The organism is Natrialba hulunbeirensis JCM 10989, assembly GCF_000337575.1.
GTDB classification, from domain to species: domain Archaea; phylum Halobacteriota; class Halobacteria; order Halobacteriales; family Natrialbaceae; genus Natrialba; species Natrialba hulunbeirensis.
On the sequence record NZ_AOIM01000037.1, the window covers coordinates 191393 to 209241 of the forward strand.

Consider the following 17849-nt stretch of genomic DNA (forward strand, 5'->3'; position numbering starts at 1 on the left):
ATTTGAGGAATCGCGCCCATAGATCAGCTATGAAGGTCCTCGTCGCCGGCGGCACCGGTTTTATCGGTTCCCACTGCTGCACCGAACTCGCCGAACGCGGCCACGAGGTAACCTCACTCTCTCGAAACCCAACGAGTGAGGACGCGGCCACCCTCCCCGACGAGGTCGACCTGGCCAGCGGCGACGTGAGCGACTACGATACGATCGTCGACACCGTCGCCAGCCACGACGCTGTCGTCAACTTCGTCTCGCTCTCGCCGCTCTACCAGCCGCCAAGCGGGACGGATCACGAGACCGTCCATCTCGGCGGCACCGAAAATCTCGTTCGTGCCGCCGAAGACGGTGACGTCGAGCGATTCCTCCAGATCAGTGCGCTCGGCGCTGACCCCGACGGGCCGACGCCCTACATCCGCGCCAAGGGCCGCGCCGAAGAAATCGTCCGCGAGGCCGCCCTCGGCTGGACCATCGTCCGCCCGAGCATCGTCTTCGGCGACGGCGCGGAGTTCCTCGAGTTCACCAAGCAGCTAACTACTCCCTACCTGACCGGGCTCCCCGGCGGCGGCGAGACGCGTTTCCAGCCGATCTGGGTCGGTGACTTCGCCCCCATGCTCGCCGACGTACTCGAGGACGACACCCACGTCGGGCAGACGTACGAGATCGGTGGCTCACAGATCGTCACCCTGGCCGACGCGACCGAACTCGTCTACGAGGCCGAGGGCCGCTCGGTGACGATCCTGCCGATTCCGATGGCGTTGACGAAGCTCGGACTGGCGGTCGCCGACCCACTGCCGTTGATTCCCTTTGGCACCGAGCAAGGGGAGTCACTCGAGTTCGATAACACGGTCGCGGAGAACGACGTGACAGCGTTCGGGGTCGAGCCAGACGACCTGTTGACACTCGGTGCGTATCTCGGCGTTCGGTCGGGAGAGCCCCGTGAAGAGGGTCGCCCGCTTGCATAGCGCCGAGGCTGTCGGCTGCCATCGTATGACGTTCACTAATAGTCAAATAGCCAACTGCTAGATGTTGAATATAGTATAATTATTTCTTCAATCCCGACTCCGTCTATCGATTTATGGTGATATAGAATTATGCAAGAAATTCACTTCATAGAAAGACTTATAGTCCTAATCGCTCTGGTCCAATTCAACGGAGCCCCCTGACAAAGTATGAAGCTGGCGATGATCGGATTTGGACAGGCCGGTGGCAAAATCGTCGATCGATTCCTCGATTACGACGATCGGACTAACAGCGGTATCGTCCGTGCGGCGATCGCTGTGAACTCTGCGAAGGCGGATCTGATGGGTCTTGAACGGATTCCACAGGACAATCGCGTTCTCATCGGTCAGGCCCGGGTCAAGGGCCACGGTGTCGGAGCAGACAACGAGCTCGGCGCGGAAATCGCCGAGGAAGATATCGACGAGGTACAGAACGCGATCGACGCGATCCCGACGCACGAGGTCGACGCGTTCCTGGTCGTCGCCGGAATGGGCGGCGGAACCGGGTCCGGTGGAGCCCCGGTTCTCGCGAAGCACCTCCAGCGAATCTACACGATCCCCGTCTACGGTCTTGGTGTTCTCCCTGGGACGGACGAAGGTGGTATCTACACCCTCAACGCGGCACGATCGTTCCAGACGTTCGTCCGCGAAGTCGACAACCTCCTCGTCTTCGACAACGACTCTTGGCGACAGACCGGCGAGTCCGTAGAGGGCGGCTACGAGCAGATCAACGAGGAGATCGTCCGACGATTCGGACTCCTCTTCGGTGCCGGTGAGGTGAGTGGGGACCAAGAGGTCGCAGAGAGCGTCGTCGACTCCTCGGAGATCATCAACACACTCTCCGGCGGCGGCGTCTCCACTGTCGGCTTTGCGAGCGAAGAAGTCGACCTCAACACCGGCGGCGGGTTGCTCTCTCGCTTTACCGGCGACGGCAGCGGTGACGACGATCTCGACGCCGCAAACACGACCAACCGCATCACGAGCCTCGTTCGGAAGGCCGCACTCGGCCGTCTCACACTCCCGTGTGAGATCGAAGGCACCGAGCGCGCGCTGCTCGTCCTCGGTGGCCCCTCGGAGTACCTGAACCGGAAAGGCATCGAACGCGGCCGCAAGTGGCTCGAAGAGGAAACCGGCAGCATGGAAGTCCGCGGCGGTGACTACCCGCGCGAGAAGCCGGAAGTCGCCGCAGCAATCCTACTCTCGGGTGTCACCAACGTCCCGCGCATCAAGCGACTCCAGCAGGTTGCGATCGAAGCGCAGGACAACATGGACGACATTCAGGCCGAGAGCGAGGAGAACCTAGAGGAACTCGTCGAGGACGACGAGGACGAACTCGAGCCGCTGTTCTAGCGACTCGACGTCACACCACACCACATCACTCGCTCGGACGAAGCGAAACCGACGCGAACCAACGCAAGAAGACGACCTGCGGACTCCCGGACGGGCCGATACCAGACTTTCGTGTCGGGGGGCACGAAGTGGGACTGCATCCGGCCCGATCCGAGAGTTCGACGTGTTTTTCCACACCCGTTGACTACGTCGAGCAGATGCACGTCGTCGTCCCGTTCGCCGCCGACACGCCGAAAACGCGCCTCAGCGGCGTACTTGCCCCCACAGAGCGAACGACACTCGCACGAGCGATGCTCGCGGACGTCCTCAGCGCAGTTGTGGCAACCGGCCACGTTCCGACCGTGCTCTCGACGTCGCCGCTCACAGTCGAATCCCTGTTTTCGAGCGACGACCAGCACGCGTCAGTTTCGCCCGCACTCGAGTCCCTGCGTGAGATTCCGGTCACGGTCGACGACCGGCCGCTGACGGCTGCGGTCAACGCCTACCTCGAGGCCGCCGAAGAGCCGGTCGCGATCGTAATGGCAGACCTCGCGCTCGCGACGCCAGCCGCGCTGTCAACCGTGTTCGATGCCGGCGCTGCCGACGGTGTCGCTATCGCGCCCGGCCGCGGCGGCGGGACGAACGCCCTCGTCGTTCGCCATCCCGACTTCCGTGTCGACTATCACGGCGCGTCGTACGTCGACCACCGCGAGCACGCGACTGAGATTGGTGCGCCACTCGAGTCCGTCGACTCGTTCCGGCTCGGAACCGACATAGACGAGCCGGCAGATTTGGTCGAAGTGCTGATTCACGGCCGGGAAGACGGGAACCAGAGTCGGACCGCAACACGGCTCCGGGAGCTAGGATTCGAACTCGAGACGACGGACGGGCGGGTCACGGTCGTTCGAACCGAGTCCGACCCCTGATTGCGAGTTTGTTGTGTTGGTGTGTATGGCCTCCCCGAACAGCCCACGATCAGGCCTGCAAGAACCGATCCGACGTGAAGACTTTTGCTCTCGCACACATCACGTGAGAGAGTGACACAGACATCGTACGATGCCATCGTGATCGGCGTCGGAGGCATGGGCAGTGCAGCCGTCTATACGCTCGCGAAACGGGGCGTCGACGTCCTTGGGCTCGAGCAGTACGACATTCCGCACACGCGCGGTTCCTCGCACGGTGAAACGCGAATCTTCCGACTGACACAGCCGGAACACCCGTCGTACGTTCCCCTCGCCCAGCACGCACACGAGCGCTGGCGCGAACTCGAGTCCGAGTCGGGTACCGACCTGCTGACGACCACCGGCTCGGTCCACGCCGGCCCGGAAGATGGGGAGCTAGTGGCGGATGCACTCGAGTCCGTCCGGACGAACGAGGTCGACCACGAACTGTTGACCAGTGCGGAGCTGGGAGAGCGGTTTCCGGCCTTCGAGTTGCCCGAGGGCCATCGGGCGGTCTACCAGCCAGATGGCGGGTTTCTGTCCTGCGAACGGGTGATCACGACGAACGTGAATCAGGCCCACGAACACGGCGGTGTCGTTCGCGCTCGCGAGCGCGTGCGAAACTGGGAGCCGCGCGAGTCGGGTGTGACGGTACGAACTGATCGGAACACGTACGAAGCGGACAACCTCGTGATCACGACCGGGGCCTGGGCGGCGAAACAGCTCGATGTACTGCAGAATCACCTCTCGCCACAGCGGCGGGTGATGATCTGGCTCCAGCCGGAGGAGCCGGCGAATTTCAGCCCGGACCGGTTCCCGGTGTTCAGCGTCGACGTACCCGAGGGCAACTTCTACGGTTTCCCGACGGCCGAGCGGCCGGGGTTCAAGTTCGGCCGCAGTCCAGACGTGACGGAGGTCGTCGATCCGAACGACTGGCAGAACGAGCCGACGATGCAGGACGAACACCTCCTGCGCCAGCTTCCGGACGGTCACTTCGCGGGCGATGCGGGCAGCGATCGGACGATGGGAATGGCGACCTGTCTCGTCACGACCTCGACAGACGGCCACTTCTACCTCGATACGCACCCCGAGTATCCACACGTCTCGTTCGCTGCGGGCTTTACCGGCCACGGCTTCAAGTTCGTCAGCGCAATCGGCGACGTGCTTGCGGATTTCGTCACCGAGGGCGATACGGATCTTCCGATCGGCGTACATCGACTGGACGGTCGACGCTGAATCGAGATTGGAGCAGGACTAACGCGGGCGCACAATGCCTGCACCGCCATCCGAAGTGAAATCCTTTACCACTCGCCCACCTCATGTCGAAACGATGATTCCCGGCGCGAGCGAGTACGGCGTCGAGCTGTCGATCGATGAGCACGCAGTCGAGGACCTGCTGTCGGTCGAACCCGACGACGTCGACTCGCCGTCCGAACTCACGTTCGCGCGAAACGTCTTCGTCCCGCTGACGACCGCCTGTCGCTACACCTGCACCTACTGCACCTACTTCGATGCCCCCGGACAGGCCTCTCTGCTCTCACTCGAGGAGGTTCGGGATATCTGCGAGCGCGGCGCGGACGCCGGCTGTACGGAAGCCCTCTTCACCTTCGGCGACGACCCCGACGACCGCTACACCGAGATTCACGACCAGCTCGCAGAGTGGGGCTACGACTCCATCCACGACTACCTGCGGGCCGCCTGCGAGGTCGCACTCGAGACGGGGCTGCTTCCACACGCCAATCCCGGCGATCAGACGCGCGAGCAGATGGCAACCGTCGCCGACGTCAACGCCAGCATGGGCGTCATGCTCGAGACGACGGCCGAGGTCGACGCTCACGCGGGGCCGCGCCGGAAGGAACCCGGCCAGCGCCTTCGTACGCTCCAGAACGCGGGCGAACTCGACGTGGCGTTTACGACCGGCATTCTCGTCGGCATCGGCGAGGACTGGCACGACCGCGCGGAGAGCTTGCTCGCCATCCGCGAACTCCACGACCGGTACGACCACATTCAGGAGGTGATCGTCCAGCCCGTGACGAACAACGAACGCTGGACCGACGGCTCGCCCGATCTGGAAACCATGCGCCGCGTAACGGCGATGGCGCGAGCCGCCCTCCCCGAGGAAGTCTCGGTGCAAGTCCCACCGAACCTGACCGCCGCTGGCGACCTCGTCGACTGCGGCGTCGACGACCTCGGCGGCGTTTCACCCGTGACGGACGACCACATCAACCCAGACTACAGCTGGCCTGCGCTCCGGGAACTCGAGTCCATCGCGAGCGAGGCGGGACTGCCACTTCGCGAGCGGCTGCCGGTGTACCAGCGGTTCCTCGAGAGCGAGTTGCGAACCGAGACGTTCGACGGGACGCCCGCAGCGAATGGGGAGTGGATCTCACCACGGATTCGAGCGGCGCTGACGGCAGCCGACGCCGCTGGCGAGCGGTACCGGGCGGTTCTCGACGGAACGGCACCGATCGGCTTGGACTCGACGCCGACGAACTCGTCGCCGTAACTGAACGAGGGGACGCTGGACGGCTGGCGTGGCTGGTGCGAGGAGAGTACAGGGGGAGGCTGCGTGCCAAGCGGTGACCGACAGCTGGGCGGTACTGGACACCGAAGAGAGAGGGCTTCTATCCGACAGGAGACACAGCCAGCGACCCGCCACCACAACGGTCGTCAGCCCGTCTACCTGCCGGATATCAGTGACTGGGAACGCTGGTATAAAAGACCCCGCTGGCGGTTTTCCAGTTCTGAAACTCCGCTCCTGACTAAAACTCGGTCAGTACTATAATTGAAATCATCCCTACATCGAACAAATCGGCCTCCAATCAGACAATCCGGTACCGATCCGTCCGGTCGCACTCGAGTACTGCTTCCTCGCGAAGTTTCACGATCCGGCCTGTCGGCTGGGACTCGACGACCGCGCTCGCGTCGACGGACTCGAGTGTCCCCAGAAGTTGTGCACTCGGCGGTTGCTGGGCGGCACCGCAGTCGTAGATTGTGAGGAGGCCGCGGCTGTCGGTGTCACTGTCGTTGACACGATCACTGGCACTGCCACTATCACTATCGTTCTCGGCAGCGACGGATGACTCACTGCCAGCACCCTGCTCACGCTCGTAGACGACGATGTGGGCGTGCTGGGGGAGTCGCCAGGTATCGTCGCTGTCGCCGTCGTCAGTCGGAACGAGGTGGTTCATACTCGCCGAGACGGGAGACATGGTCAAAAAGCCATCTGGGAGGGCCGCTACAGGTCAGCAGCTCAGTCGTCTGCCGAGACACGGCGTTCGTCGGTCGTGAGCAGCGGCGTTCCGTCCGCCTTCGGGCCGAGTTCGGGGCCGAACGGTGGCGTCTCGTGCTCGGGGTCGATCACGCGGCGTATCTCGTAGTCCGTCGAGCGTTCGACCGGCACGCGGCCGATCGAGGAGATCATCTCCACGTACTCGCCGACCGAGCGGAACTCGCCGTAGCCGCCGCCGGCGCGCTTGGTGATTTCCTCGGAGAGAATCGTCCCCATGAAGTCGTCAGCCCCACAGGAAAGCATCTTCAGCCCCTGCTCATCGCCGTACTTGACCCAGGAAGACTGAATGTGCTCGACGTTGTCCAGAAAGAGCCGCGAAACGGCGATCATGAGTTCGTCCTCGTCAATGCTCGCGCCGCCAGCAACCACGTCGTGTTCGAACAGCGGTGTGTTCTGGTGAATAAACGAGAGCGGGACGAACTCCGTGATCGCGCCGTCGACACGCTCTTGCAGGTCCCGAACGCGTTTCAAGTGCATCGCGCGGTGGGCCTCGTTCTCGACGTGGCCGTACATAATCGTCGCCGTGAGGCCGAGCCCAACGTTCGCGGCGGCCTCCATCGCCTCGAGCCAGCCGTCCGTCGTGATCTTTCCCGGACAGATCACGTCTCGCACCTCGTCGACGAGGATTTCGGCGGCCGTGCCTGGAACAGTGTCGAGACCGGCGTCCGCGAGTCGGCTGTAGACCTCCTCGTAGGACCAGTCGGTGCCGCGGCGGGCGTGGTACCCCTCCTCCGGCGTCATCGAGTGGACGTGGACGTCGTCGACGCTCATCGCCGAGAGCTGTTCGGCGTAGGTGCCGGGATCGGTCGCGTAGCGCTCGGGCGGCTTGTAGTTGACCTCCTTCGGATTCGGGTGCGCGTCGAGAATCTCGAGGTGCTCCTCGTCGAGCGCGAACGCGGGGTGGAGCCCAGAGACAGAAGTCACCTCGTAGATGCCGCGGTCGACGGCACCGGCGACGGCCTCGCGCGACTCCGCGGGTGTCTTCGTAAAGCCCGCCGTCTCGACGTCCGCGCCGCGTTCGAACGTGTGCGCGGCGTCTTTGAAGTTGCAGAACAGACAGCCCACGTTACAGGCCGTCGTCACGTTGTTGTTCAGGTTCGCGACGAAGGTAACCTCCTCGCCGACGACCTCCGCCCGGCGTCTATCGGCCGCCTCGAGTACCTGCTCCTTTCGCGTCCGGTCGATTCCGTCGCTGTCCGACCCTGTGGTAAGCAACTCGATCGCGTCGTCGACGGTGAGTCGCTCGCCCGCTCGTGCCTTCGCAAGCGCGTTCTCGAACGACTGGTCGGTTTCGGGAACGTGCTCGAACGCCAGATCCGCCTCGGTTACCGGACGCTCCATCGGCGTATCAATGCCGGCACAGTGAGAAAAACGTGGTGGAACGCAGGGTATGTTGGCGGTATCGTACTAGTTCTGTTTCACAAACTATTCAACGAACTGAACGGACAACGGCACATGGTCTCCCGCAGCCGACGGCGACTCCTCGGCGCGATTGGGACGGGCGCAGCACTCGCAGGTGGGGGCTACTGGCTCTCACAGCAACGAGGGGTGGACTGTCCGGACCAACTCGAGTCGACACACGAGTTCACGGCGGACCCCAACGTCTGGTCGCCGCCAGTTCTGGACGATAGAACGCTCTTCATCGGTGCCGGCTTCGGAATCACCAGAATGAGCTCCGGAGAGCGACCGTTTCGACTGCTCGCACTCGAGTCCACCGGCGAGCCGAAGTGGGTCCTTCGACGCGAACTCGGCGGCGGGTTCGGCATTCCGAAGCCGACCGACGACCACGTCTTCGTCTCGACCGGCGCGAACAGGCTGTTCGCACTCGAGCGCGAGACCGGGCGCGTCGAGTGGACGTTCGACGCCGGCAACGAACAAATCGGACACATGAGTGCAGTGGCGGTCGAACACGACGGCCTCGTCGTCATCTCGACCACCCAGCCCGACGCGGACGCCTTCGAAGGCTCGACTTCGAACTACGTGCTCGGCGTGTCGGCAGCCGAGGGGGAACTCGAGTGGTCGGTTCCCATCACCGGCACCGTGTCGAGCGGTCTCGCGGTGGTGGGCGGGACGATCGTGGTCGTCACACAGAACGGAACTGCAATCGGGATCGATCCCGAGACCGGCGAAGAACGGTGGGAGACCGATCTGGATGGGAGTGTCGACTGGTCCACTACACTGACCCTGCTCGCCGGTGGAGTGCTGGTCCCGCGTGAGGACGGGACGCTACTCACGCTCGCGCCGGCGACCGGCGAAATAACGGGACGATACACTGCCCGGACTGCCCGGACAAACGCAGAATACGACCCCAACGAGGAACGCGCACACGAGAGCGACGACGGAGCAGTTGTCCGCGCAGTGTACAGAGACGAGGACGCGCTGTTTGTCGGTGACCGTAGCGGTGGCGTCACTGCGTACGATGCGGGTGGGGACCTCACTGAACAGTGGCGATACGAGGGCGATGTGCGGGTCGCCGCACTCGAGACGGTAACTGACCGTGTTGCCGTCCTCGACCAGCGCGGCGTCTACGCCGAACTCGACCGGGAGACGGGGTCGGTTCACCGCAAGTTCCTGCTTGCGGATGGTTGGTCCGACGACCGTTGTGGACTCGATCCCTCCAACGACCGACTCAACGGACTCGCCGTAACGCGGCGGCAGATCGTCACGAGCGGCAGCCTGTACAGCACGTCCCGATATCGGCGACCGTCGGACAGGTAAGCGGTCCTGAAGCCCGAGTCAGACGCTCAGTCCTCACTCGTGTCGATTGTGTCGGTCGGGTCGTCGTACGTGAGGAGCTGTTCTGCTTGCTCCGTTTGCTCCGGTTTCCCTGTTTGCTCCGCTTGCCCCATTTCAGACGGAGAGTCGTCGCCACCAGAAGCGTCAGGGGCTGCGGTATCCGCAGCGCCAGCATCCACCTCGAAGACGGCCAGCGACCCGCGTAACTCGTCGGCCATCTCAGTGAGCGACTGCGCACCCGCAGTGACCTCCGAGACGGTCGCGGCCTGCTCCTCTGCCGCGGCGGCGACGGTTTCGGTCTCGTCGCGCGTCTCCCCACTGATCTCGGTCGCCTCGTCGACCATCGTCACGACGCGCTCGCTCGCGCGGGCCTGCTCGTCGGTCGCGTCGTTGATCGACTGAATGCTGTCGTTTGCCGTCTCTACCTGCTCGGTAATCTCGCCGATGGCTTCGATACCGTCCTCGACGACATCACTGCCCTCCTCGACGCGATCACGCATCCGCTCGATCTCCGTCACCGTCTCCTCGACGGACTGCTTTACGCTCGTAATCCGCTCGTCGACCTCCTGGGTCGCCTCTCCGGTCTCCTCCGCGAGGGACTTGACTTCGTCCGCGACGACCGCGAAGCCGTCGCCCTCGTTGCCGGCCGCTGCGGCCTCGATGGAGGCGTTTAGCGCGAGTAGGTTCGTCTGGCCCGCGATGTCGTCGATCAGGTCGACGATCTCGCTGATCTCACCCATCTCGGCGTCGAGCTGTTCGACCTGCTCGGTGATCGCGTCGGCGCGGCGCTCGAGTTCAGCCATCTCCGATTGGATCTCGTCGGTCGCCTCGCTCGCCTCCGTTGCGCTCTCTGCGGCCTGATTGGAGACGCTCGCAACGTCGTCGGCCGTCGAGGCGATTTCCTCGACCGTCGCCGAGAGGTCGTTCATCTCGCCGTAGACCTCCTGGAAGCGCTCGCTCTGGTCTGCTGCGGCAGTTGCGATCTCTTCGGAGGAGCGACTCACCTCGCCGCTCGCGCGTTCGATTTCCTCGACGCGAGTGGTCACGTCCGCGCTCACGTCGTCAACCTCCTCGGCCAACTCCTGAATGTCGACGATCGTCCACTCGAGTTGGTCTAACATCTCGTTGAACGAGGTTGCGATCTCTGCGAGCGCCTCGTTGTCCACCTCCTCGTCGAGGCGCTGTGTGAAGTCGCCGTCCGCTGCTGCGGTCATGACGCTGCCGAACTCGACTGCCTTCTGCTCGAGTCGGTCGGCCATCTCCTCGGCCTGACGCTGGGCCTCGGCAGCCTCCTCCTTGGATGCCTCGGCTGCCGCGCGGGAGTCCTCGATATCCTCGATGTACGCCTCCAGATCGTGGTGCATCGTTTCGAGTGAGTCGCCCAGTTCGCCGGGCACGTCCGTCTCGAGTACTGGGTCGTCGAACTCCTGGTCGGCGACGGCGGTCGACTGCGCGGCCGCCGTCTCGAGGTACTGGCGAATATCCTCGAACGAGTTCCTGACGCGACCGACTTCGTCGATCCGGCCGTTGTCGCTGACCGTAACGTCGGTGTCGCCGTTCGATAGGGCGGTGGCTCGTTCGTCCAGGTCCTCGAGTGCGTTCGCGGTCGAGCGGCCGATGGTCGCCCCGATGACGAGGAAGCCGCTCAACGCGATTGCGATGAGGATGATCAGCGAGTTCGCAACGGTGTCGGCGACATCGTAGGCCTCAGACGCCGGTGCGTGTGTGACGAGCGCCCAGTCGGTGTTCGGAATCTGTGCGTACCCGATGACTTCGTCGTACTCGTCGTCCTCGGTGACGCCGGCCCGGTAGGTCGTAATCTCGGTGATGATCGCCTCGCCTTCTCCGTCGCGATACTCCGAAAACATCGCCGTCTCATCCGGTGCGAGAACGACACCGCCCTCCGAATCGATCGCCTGCGTGTAGCCTCCATCGACCGGCGTCGAGAAGCCGTTTGCGAGCACGGAGACTTCGGCGGTGATCATCACGAGTCGTGTCGTGTCGTCCGCGTGCGCGCCGTCCTCGCCCGCCGCGTCGCTCGACTTCTCAACTGGACTCAAAAAGGAGATGACGGGCACGCCATCTTGCTCGTACGTGTCCGTATAGCTCGAGTCGAACTCCTGGTCGACCAGCCGTTCGTAGCTGAGTTCAGAAATACTGCTCCCGCCGCTGCGTCGCTCCTGTCGCACGTTCGTCTCCAGATCGAGCGTCGTCAGATCCGTACCGACGGCGCTCTCGTCCGTACTCTGTTGAATCGTATCGCCTTCGACGTAACTCACCGAGTGGACGTCGTCCGAGGCGTGCTCGAGTTCGGACTCGAGTACGGCCGAGATGTCGTCGTCATCACCGCCGACGATGGTAGGGTATTCAGAGAGCATCCGGACCTGCTGTTCGTTCTGTCCGATCCAGGTGCTGACCTCTGCCGCCTGGTCGTCAGCCGACTGCTCGATGTCCGACATGACGTCGGTGGTCATCTCGTTGGAGATGCCGGCGTGGAAGAAGACGGCAACGGCGACAGTCAGGAAGAAGACCGCAAGGACGACCACGCTGAACTTCGCGATGTAGCTCCGACGAATCCGATCCGGGATCAGATTCACAATCGGTTCCGATAGGTTCTCCGTCCGCACTGATTTCATTTCCTGAACGTGGCCGCTACCACGGAAAAGTGCTTGTGGCCCATCATGCGTGACAGTCCCATGAGTCGATGACACGCAGGATCCGGGTTCAGCGTTCAGGATTCCGCCACGAGTGAACAGTCCGGGACTGGGAACTTTCCCTGGCCAACCGATACTGAAACCTTCTTGACCCACGCCCGCGGCATCTGAGGTATGGACGACGGTGACCGGTTCCGTACTAGCGTGAGGTGGCGAACGTGACGAGCGTCAAGGAGTTCCAGATCGACGAGGAAGCGACCGAAACCGACCTCGGTCGCGGCCTCTTCGTCTTCACTGACGACTACTCTGTCTTCGACTGGGGGAAGATGCCCGACCAGATCGCCGAAAAGGGCGCAAGCCTCTGTACCATGGGCGCGTACAACTTCGAGCTACTCGAGTCCGAAGGCGTCGCGACCCACTACCGCGGCGTCATCGAGGGTGGTGAGGTCATCCGACTCGCGGACGCCTCTCGCCCACCCTGGCAGATGGCAATCGACCTCACACAGGTGCCAGACCTGCCAAACGAGGGCCGAGACTACGATTACGACCACTACCACGAGGTTGCCGGCCACAATTATCTGATCCCACTCGAGATCATTTTCCGCAACGAGGTGCCGATCGGGTCGAGTCTGCGCAGCCGAACCGAGCCTGAAGACCACGGACTCGACTTCGATAGCTGGCCGGAGGGGGCAGTCGATCTTGACGAACCGATCATCGAGTTCTCCACGAAGTACGAGGAGGGAGACCGCTACCTCGATCGGGAGGAAGCGGATGCGATCGCCGGCCGTGCCGACATCGACGCGCTCGCGGATCTCGCCCGTGAAGTCAATCAGATCATCACCGAACAGGCCGAGTCGGCCGGGCTGGATCACCAGGACGGGAAGATCGAGTGTCTCTACTACGACGGTGAGATCCGTGTCGCGGACGTCGTCGGCACCTTCGATGAGAACCGCTTTAGCTACGAGGGGACCCAGCTCTCGAAGGAAGTGCTGCGCCAGCACCATAAGCGCACCCAGCCAGAATGGGTGCAGGCCGTCAAGGCCGCGAAGGCCGAGGCGAAACAGGAGAACGTCGCGAACTGGAAGTCGCTCTGTGATCGTGATCCACAGTCGCTCGACGAGGACGTGCTAACTACTGCCCGGAACATGTACTGTGCGGGGGCCAACGCCTACACCGGCCAGGAACTGTTCGACGCGCCGCCGCTCTCGTCGGCGATCGGTGCTGTTCAGCGCCTGTAAGCACAGCCACGTTTCAGACCGTTCCCAGACGCACGTTGCGGAGCTGCTTTGTTGTGCACCGACGGTCACCCGAACTGGTTCGATTCCCAACTCGATGCAGACAGTAATCCTCATATGCGCCGAGTAACGAGGAGTTACTGAGCGCACATGACGTTTGCCACGAGCGTCGCATCAAGTATCGCCCCGTTCGACCCAACGTACGGTATCACTATCGTCGCGAGCGTAATGCTCGCCGTCTTCGTCGCCGCGATGGTATTCCTCGCACTCGCCCCGGTCGTCTCCGGTGACTCGCCGGAAACCGCCCCGCATGGTGGCCCTGCACTCGAGACGAACACCAACGAAGCCGACTAATACACGATCGCCGACTCGGTCGTCTCTCGCTGATTTCTCGGTTCGTCTTGGCTCCAGAGCTGAGAGTGGCCACCCTGGTCTACCGATCACCCGGCTCGTACTGCTCTCGAACCAGCGGTGCGTGCCCTCGTTCTTCGAGTCGCCCCATAGGAGCGAGAGAACCTGACTGCACAGTTGGACGGAGAGCTACAGCCGTTGTTCGAAGGCGTCACTGTCGACCAGGACGAGCGGGAGCAGTGGCGTGAAAACCGCCAATCGGCTCCAGTATTAACAGCACGACCGCGCCGCGTCGACACAATCGGTTCCCAACGGATTATCGCCACTGCTCGAGTTCGGCGGCGCTCGCCGGTGTCGCCGAGAGCCACGCGTCGTCACGAGCGATATCGGCGACGATGAACTGCGTCTCGCCGTCGATTTCGTCAATCGCGGCGACCACGTCGGAGTCAGTTCCCATCTGCCGATCGAGCGGCTCCGTTCTGGGAGGCATGTTTGCATATCTCTCCGTACGAGTGATGAACGTTTCGGATAGGAGCCAATAACTACTCGTTCGGAAACGATGTGCGACAATCGTGCGACAATTGAGAACTAATTCACTCGGTTCTGAAACAGTGACGTCCGTGCCAGTGACACGCGACCCAGCAAACCGCGTCCGTTCACCTGCTGGGACTCGAGTACGGAGGCAGAAGGCGTCGGATGTTAGCCGTCGTCTGCGACGACGCTTCCAATACCGTCGACCGGCCGGTCGGGCGTCACCTCGTCGATTTCCGTGGGGAGGCCGAGCTGGTAGCCGGTGCCGTTTTCCCGAACTGTGGTTCGGCCGCGATGGACGGAGACGTCGCCGTTGAGGTGGAGCTTGACCGCCTCGAGGAGCGCGTCCGCCTCGAGTGGCTGGCCCCGGCGTTTCATGTCGTCGACGTCGGCGTCGTCCGGCACGTCGAACGCGCGCTGGGTGATGATCGGCCCCTGATCGAGGTCCGTGGTCACGTAGTGGGCAGTGACGCCGGCGACGCGAACGCCCTCCTCGACGGCCTGTCGGTAGGCCTCGGCACCGGGGAACGACGGCAGCAGTGACGGGTGGATGTTGATGATGCGGTCCTCGTAGCGGAAGACGACGTTCGGACTCAGGATGCGCATGTAGCGGGCGAGGACGATGAGGTCGGCGTCGTACTCCGCGAGGACTTCGAGCAGGCGCTCTTCGTTCTGTTGGCCCTTCTCGTCACCGATATCGTGGAACGGGACGCCGTAGTGTTCGGCCAGCGGCTGGAGGTCGTCATGGTTGCCGATGACGACGCCGATGTCGGCACCGAGTTCGTCGTTCGCCCAGGCCTCGAACAGCGCCTCGAGACAGTGGCTCTCTTTCGTTCCGAGGACGGCAATCTGCTGGGTCTCCCGATCGGCGGGGAATCGAACCTGCACGTCGAGGCCGAGGTCCTCGCCGAGTTCGTGCAGATCCTCGCGGAGCGTCTCCTCGGTACAGACCATCTCCGAGGTATCGACGGCGAGGTACATCCGGAAGACGCCGTCGCGAACCGCCTGATCGAGGTCTTCGATGTTGATCCCGCGCTCGAACAGGAGGCTCGTCACCCGGGCGACGAGCCCCGTGTCGTCGTCTCCGATCACCGTAATTTCAGTCACGTCTGTCGTCATCGTGGCCACCTCCGCTCGAGCGTTCGTCGGGGCATCAACATCTGCGGTAGCATCAGTATCAGTACGCACCTCAGTCTATGCGCGGCTAAAAGTCCTGCTTTCCGCGGCGTCACTGCGAGTGAATCGATACCACCGCTGTCCGGTCGCGGCACTCTCAGCAGCAGCAACCGCAACAGCATCTACGCCAACGCAGCCGCTCGCCGACGCAACGACCGCTCGATCGTCGTCTCCTCGGCGAGCGACTCGAGTTCGGTCGTCGCGTCACAATCGGCCAGGTACTCGAGTGCCTGCCGGCGGAACTCGCCCCGGAGGCCGTCGGTGCGGACGATGACGCCGAGAGCGGTTCGGTCGTCACTGGCGGCGAGTTCGGCGAGTGCGTCGTATCGGTGCGTGTCGCTGACGGCGGTTTTTACGGGAAATACGAGGCGAAAGCCTCGCCCTTGAGGGGCATGGCGAGAGCAAAGCTCTCGCTGTCGTTCGAGAGACGTACGTCTCTCGTGATGACGAGACGCTCCGCGTCTCGAACCACAACCGAAAAGCGAAGCTTTTCGAGGACGGGGATGAAGCCGACCAACAGTATTCAACCACCGTCGATGGCATAGGCGGGGTTCCAACGCAGTCTTTAAGCCACCCGACCATGATAGTGTACAAAGATGGTAAAGAGTACCCGTCACGCGAAATACGAACTCTACTACCACATAGTGTTCGTGCCGAAATCTGGCGGAATCGAAGATTCCGCTGACCTCGCGGAACAGGGCTCCGCTCAGTATCGGCGTTCGCACCTGACGGGGAAGACGAAGGAACGTCTCGAAACCATCTTCGCGGAAATCTGTGAAGACAAAGACCTCGAACTGGCCGAGGCCGAGGTCATGACCGACCACGTACACCTGTTCATCGGGAGTCCACCCAAGAACGCCCCGTCCCTCATCGTCAACTGGGTCAAGGGCATCTCGGCGCGGAAATACAATCAGCGGTACGACAACCGCGTGAAGTGGACTCGTTCGTACTACGTTGGGACAGCAGGAAGCGCCTCAAAGGGCGCTGTCGAACAGTACATCGCTGAACAAGAGGGTGAAGACGCATGAAGCGCGTCAACACCTTCGAAGTGGTTCCACAGACCGAGAACGACAAAGAGTGCCTTCTGCGGCTACTCGACGCCTCTGCCTCCCTGTGGAACGAACTCACCTACGAACGCCGTCAGAACTACTTCGGTGACGGCGACGTGTGGGACACTTCCGAATACCGTGGACAGTACAACGGTGTCGTCGGAAGCGCGACGGTCCAACAGGTCACGCGCAAGAACAGCGAAGCGTGGCGGTCGTTCTTCGCTCTCAAAGAGAAAGGCGAGGACGCCAACCCACCGTCGTACTGGGGTCTTGGAGAGCGAAGCTCTCCAATGGTCGGCGAATCGTAGATTCGCCTCGACAACGAGGAGGAAGGACGCGAACTCCGCACCTACATCCGATGCAACCAGTACACGATTGAGTGGGGGAAGCGTAGCCGTCTGGAAATTCCTGTCGGGCAAGAACTGAAAGACGAATACGGACTCGGCTACCACGAACGACTCCGCCTCGAAGTCCGAGGCAACCCGAAGTGGGACGGCAAACAGGGTCGTCTGGAACTTGAGTACGACGAAATGAGCGACACGTTCAGGGCTTTCCAACCTGTCACCGTACCTGATTCTCGACTGGATTCACCACTGGCTTCGGAAGAAGCCGCCCTCGACGTTGGCGCGAACAATCTCGTCGCCTGTTCCACGACCACTGGGAACCAGTACCTCTACGATGGGCGGGAATTGTTCGGACGGTTCCGCGAAACAACAGACGAAATCGCCCGCCTACAGTCGAAATTGCCCGAGAGACGCAGTCTCTCGGAATCAAGCGAAACCTCCGGTTTCGCGGACGTCGCGGAGCTTCGCTCCGCTCAGTCACGGAAGACGGAGTCTTCCGGACGACTCCGAGAGGGACGCTACAGTTCCAAGCGGATTCGACGGCTGTACCGACAGCGGACGAAACGCCGTGACCACGCACAGAACGCGCTGGTGCGCGACCTCGTTGAACGGCTGTACGACGAGGGCGTGGCGACAGTGTACGTGGGCGACTTGACCGACGTGCTTGAAACGCACTGGTCGGTCAGGGTGAACGAGAAGACGCACAACTTCTGGGCGTTCAAGAAGTTCATCCACCGTCTCGCGTGCGTCTGTGAAGAATACGGTATCAGCCTCGAAGCCGAGTCGGAAGCGTGGACGAGTCAGACATGTCCTGAGTGTGGCGACCACGAGGAGACGGTTCGCCACGAAGATACGCTGACGTGTTCATGCGGATTCGAGGGACACGCCGACCTCACAGCGTCAGAGACGTTCCTTCGAGAAAACAGCGATACGGAAGTCAGGCCGATGGCACGGCCCGTGCGATTCGAGTGGGACGACCACGACTGGTCGGGGAAACCACACCCTCACGAAAGTCCCAAAGAAGTGCGCACAAACCCGCAAGTTGCCTCCGTGGGTCGGTAGCCGAACCCCCCCAACGGAGGAATCCTCGCGCTTTAGCGCGGGGAGGATGTCAAGGGTATCGAATCGTCGGCCATCAATTAATAACTACCTGCCCTATGTAATAGTAGTTATTATCTACCACCTATATTTTGTTAACTCTGCTGTGAGCCAGGGG

General features: G+C 62.5%; 15 protein-coding genes and 1 pseudogene. 10 read left to right on the forward strand and 6 right to left on the reverse strand.

Features of this window, described 5'->3' with window-relative positions; genetic code table 11:
* Positions 1–29: 29 nt before the first annotated feature.
* The 5 genes from C483_RS14355 to cofG all read left to right on the forward strand — a co-directional run bounded on the left by C483_RS14355 (position 30) and on the right by cofG (position 5771).
* Positions 30–959, forward strand: a complete 930-nt coding sequence (locus C483_RS14355) for a complex I NDUFA9 subunit family protein (RefSeq protein ID WP_006654087.1) — start codon at positions 30–32, stop codon at positions 957–959.
* Between the two features lie 207 nt (positions 960–1166).
* The gene (locus C483_RS14360; RefSeq protein WP_006654088.1) at positions 1167–2345 is read left to right on the forward strand and encodes a tubulin/FtsZ family protein; all 1179 of its coding nucleotides are present in this window, start codon (positions 1167–1169) and stop codon (positions 2343–2345) included.
* A 197-nt stretch (positions 2346–2542) separates the two neighbouring features.
* Positions 2543–3250 carry a 2-phospho-L-lactate guanylyltransferase gene (gene cofC, locus C483_RS14365; RefSeq protein ID WP_049912733.1) on the forward strand — a complete coding sequence of 236 codons (708 nt, stop codon included), beginning with the start codon at positions 2543–2545 and terminating at the stop codon, positions 3248–3250.
* Between the two features lie 111 nt (positions 3251–3361).
* Positions 3362–4501 carry an N-methyl-L-tryptophan oxidase gene (gene solA, locus C483_RS14370; protein ID WP_006654090.1) on the forward strand — a complete coding sequence of 380 codons (1140 nt, stop codon included), beginning with the start codon at positions 3362–3364 and terminating at the stop codon, positions 4499–4501.
* A gap of 94 nt (positions 4502–4595) precedes the next feature.
* The gene (gene cofG, locus C483_RS14375) at positions 4596–5771 is read left to right on the forward strand and encodes a 7,8-didemethyl-8-hydroxy-5-deazariboflavin synthase subunit CofG (protein WP_006654091.1); all 1176 of its coding nucleotides are present in this window, start codon (positions 4596–4598) and stop codon (positions 5769–5771) included.
* A gap of 316 nt (positions 5772–6087) precedes the next feature.
* On the opposite strand, the gene C483_RS14380 is transcribed toward cofG, so the two are convergent.
* Both C483_RS14380 and cofH read right to left on the reverse strand, forming a co-directional pair.
* Positions 6088–6456 carry a hypothetical protein gene (locus C483_RS14380; RefSeq protein WP_006654092.1) on the reverse strand — a complete coding sequence of 123 codons (369 nt, stop codon included), beginning with the start codon at positions 6454–6456 and terminating at the stop codon, positions 6088–6090.
* A gap of 62 nt (positions 6457–6518) precedes the next feature.
* Positions 6519–7898, reverse strand: a complete 1380-nt coding sequence (cofH, locus tag C483_RS14385) for a 7,8-didemethyl-8-hydroxy-5-deazariboflavin synthase subunit CofH (RefSeq protein ID WP_006654093.1) — start codon at positions 7896–7898, stop codon at positions 6519–6521.
* Positions 7899–8012: 114 nt separating this feature from the next.
* On the opposite strand from cofH, the gene C483_RS14390 reads away from it, so the two are divergent.
* The gene (locus tag C483_RS14390) at positions 8013–9275 is read left to right on the forward strand and encodes an outer membrane protein assembly factor BamB family protein (RefSeq protein ID WP_006654094.1); all 1263 of its coding nucleotides are present in this window, start codon (positions 8013–8015) and stop codon (positions 9273–9275) included.
* A 26-nt stretch (positions 9276–9301) separates the two neighbouring features.
* On the opposite strand, the gene C483_RS14395 is transcribed toward C483_RS14390, so the two are convergent.
* On the reverse strand, positions 9302–11929 hold the full coding sequence (locus C483_RS14395; RefSeq protein ID WP_006654095.1) for a methyl-accepting chemotaxis protein: 2628 nt from the start codon (positions 11927–11929) through the stop codon (positions 9302–9304).
* 236 nt (positions 11930–12165) lie between these two features.
* Between C483_RS14395 and C483_RS14400 the strand changes: the two genes are divergently transcribed.
* Both C483_RS14400 and C483_RS14405 read left to right on the forward strand, forming a co-directional pair.
* The gene (locus C483_RS14400) at positions 12166–13185 is read left to right on the forward strand and encodes a phosphoribosylaminoimidazolesuccinocarboxamide synthase (protein ID WP_006654096.1); all 1020 of its coding nucleotides are present in this window, start codon (positions 12166–12168) and stop codon (positions 13183–13185) included.
* Between the two features lie 147 nt (positions 13186–13332).
* Positions 13333–13536 (forward strand): hypothetical protein, encoded by a 204-nt coding sequence (locus C483_RS14405; RefSeq protein WP_006654097.1) that lies wholly within the window; start codon positions 13333–13335, stop codon positions 13534–13536.
* A 313-nt stretch (positions 13537–13849) separates the two neighbouring features.
* Here the strand turns inward: C483_RS14405 and C483_RS20515 are convergent, their stop codons facing one another.
* The 3 genes from C483_RS20515 to C483_RS20520 all read right to left on the reverse strand — a co-directional run bounded on the left by C483_RS20515 (position 13850) and on the right by C483_RS20520 (position 15757).
* Positions 13850–14023, reverse strand: coding sequence for a DUF7556 family protein (locus C483_RS20515; RefSeq protein WP_169331430.1), 174 nt, complete (start codon positions 14021–14023; stop codon positions 13850–13852).
* Positions 14024–14232: 209 nt separating this feature from the next.
* Positions 14233–15183, reverse strand: coding sequence for a formyltetrahydrofolate deformylase (locus tag C483_RS14410; RefSeq protein ID WP_006654099.1), 951 nt, complete (start codon positions 15181–15183; stop codon positions 14233–14235).
* Positions 15184–15592: 409 nt separating this feature from the next.
* A complete protein-coding gene (locus C483_RS20520) occupies positions 15593–15757 on the reverse strand; it encodes a hypothetical protein (protein ID WP_169331429.1) in 165 nt (54 codons plus the stop codon).
* Between the two features lie 79 nt (positions 15758–15836).
* On the opposite strand from C483_RS20520, the gene tnpA reads away from it, so the two are divergent.
* Positions 15837–16268 carry an IS200/IS605 family transposase gene (gene tnpA / locus C483_RS14415; RefSeq protein ID WP_006654100.1) on the forward strand — a complete coding sequence of 144 codons (432 nt, stop codon included), beginning with the start codon at positions 15837–15839 and terminating at the stop codon, positions 16266–16268.
* Positions 16265–17695 (forward strand): annotated as a pseudogene (locus C483_RS14420) (RNA-guided endonuclease InsQ/TnpB family protein). The gene tnpA and the pseudogene C483_RS14420 overlap by 4 nt, the downstream one beginning before the upstream one ends.
* Positions 17696–17849 lie beyond the last annotated feature (154 nt).

Excerpts from the sequence above, each read along its gene's own strand:
- C483_RS14355 (WP_006654087.1), top strand. The coding sequence starts at position 30 with ATGAAGGTCCTCGTCGCCGGCGGCACCGGTTTTATCGGTTCCCACTGC.
- C483_RS14360 (WP_006654088.1), top strand. The coding sequence starts at position 1,167 with ATGAAGCTGGCGATGATCGGATTTGGACAGGCCGGTGGCAAAATCGTC.
- cofC (WP_049912733.1), top strand. The coding sequence starts at position 2,543 with ATGCACGTCGTCGTCCCGTTCGCCGCCGACACGCCGAAAACGCGCCTC.
- cofG (WP_006654091.1), top strand. The coding sequence starts at position 4,596 with ATGATTCCCGGCGCGAGCGAGTACGGCGTCGAGCTGTCGATCGATGAG.
- C483_RS14380 (WP_006654092.1), bottom strand. The coding sequence starts at position 6,456 with ATGAACCACCTCGTTCCGACTGACGACGGCGACAGCGACGATACCTGG.
- cofH (WP_006654093.1), bottom strand. The coding sequence starts at position 7,898 with ATGGAGCGTCCGGTAACCGAGGCGGATCTGGCGTTCGAGCACGTTCCC.
- C483_RS14390 (WP_006654094.1), top strand. The coding sequence starts at position 8,013 with ATGGTCTCCCGCAGCCGACGGCGACTCCTCGGCGCGATTGGGACGGGC.
- C483_RS14395 (WP_006654095.1), bottom strand. The coding sequence starts at position 11,929 with ATGAAATCAGTGCGGACGGAGAACCTATCGGAACCGATTGTGAATCTG.
- C483_RS14405 (WP_006654097.1), top strand. The coding sequence starts at position 13,333 with ATGACGTTTGCCACGAGCGTCGCATCAAGTATCGCCCCGTTCGACCCA.
- C483_RS20515 (WP_169331430.1), bottom strand. The coding sequence starts at position 14,023 with ATGCCTCCCAGAACGGAGCCGCTCGATCGGCAGATGGGAACTGACTCC.
- C483_RS14410 (WP_006654099.1), bottom strand. The coding sequence starts at position 15,183 with ATGACGACAGACGTGACTGAAATTACGGTGATCGGAGACGACGACACG.
- tnpA (WP_006654100.1), top strand. The coding sequence starts at position 15,837 with ATGGTAAAGAGTACCCGTCACGCGAAATACGAACTCTACTACCACATA.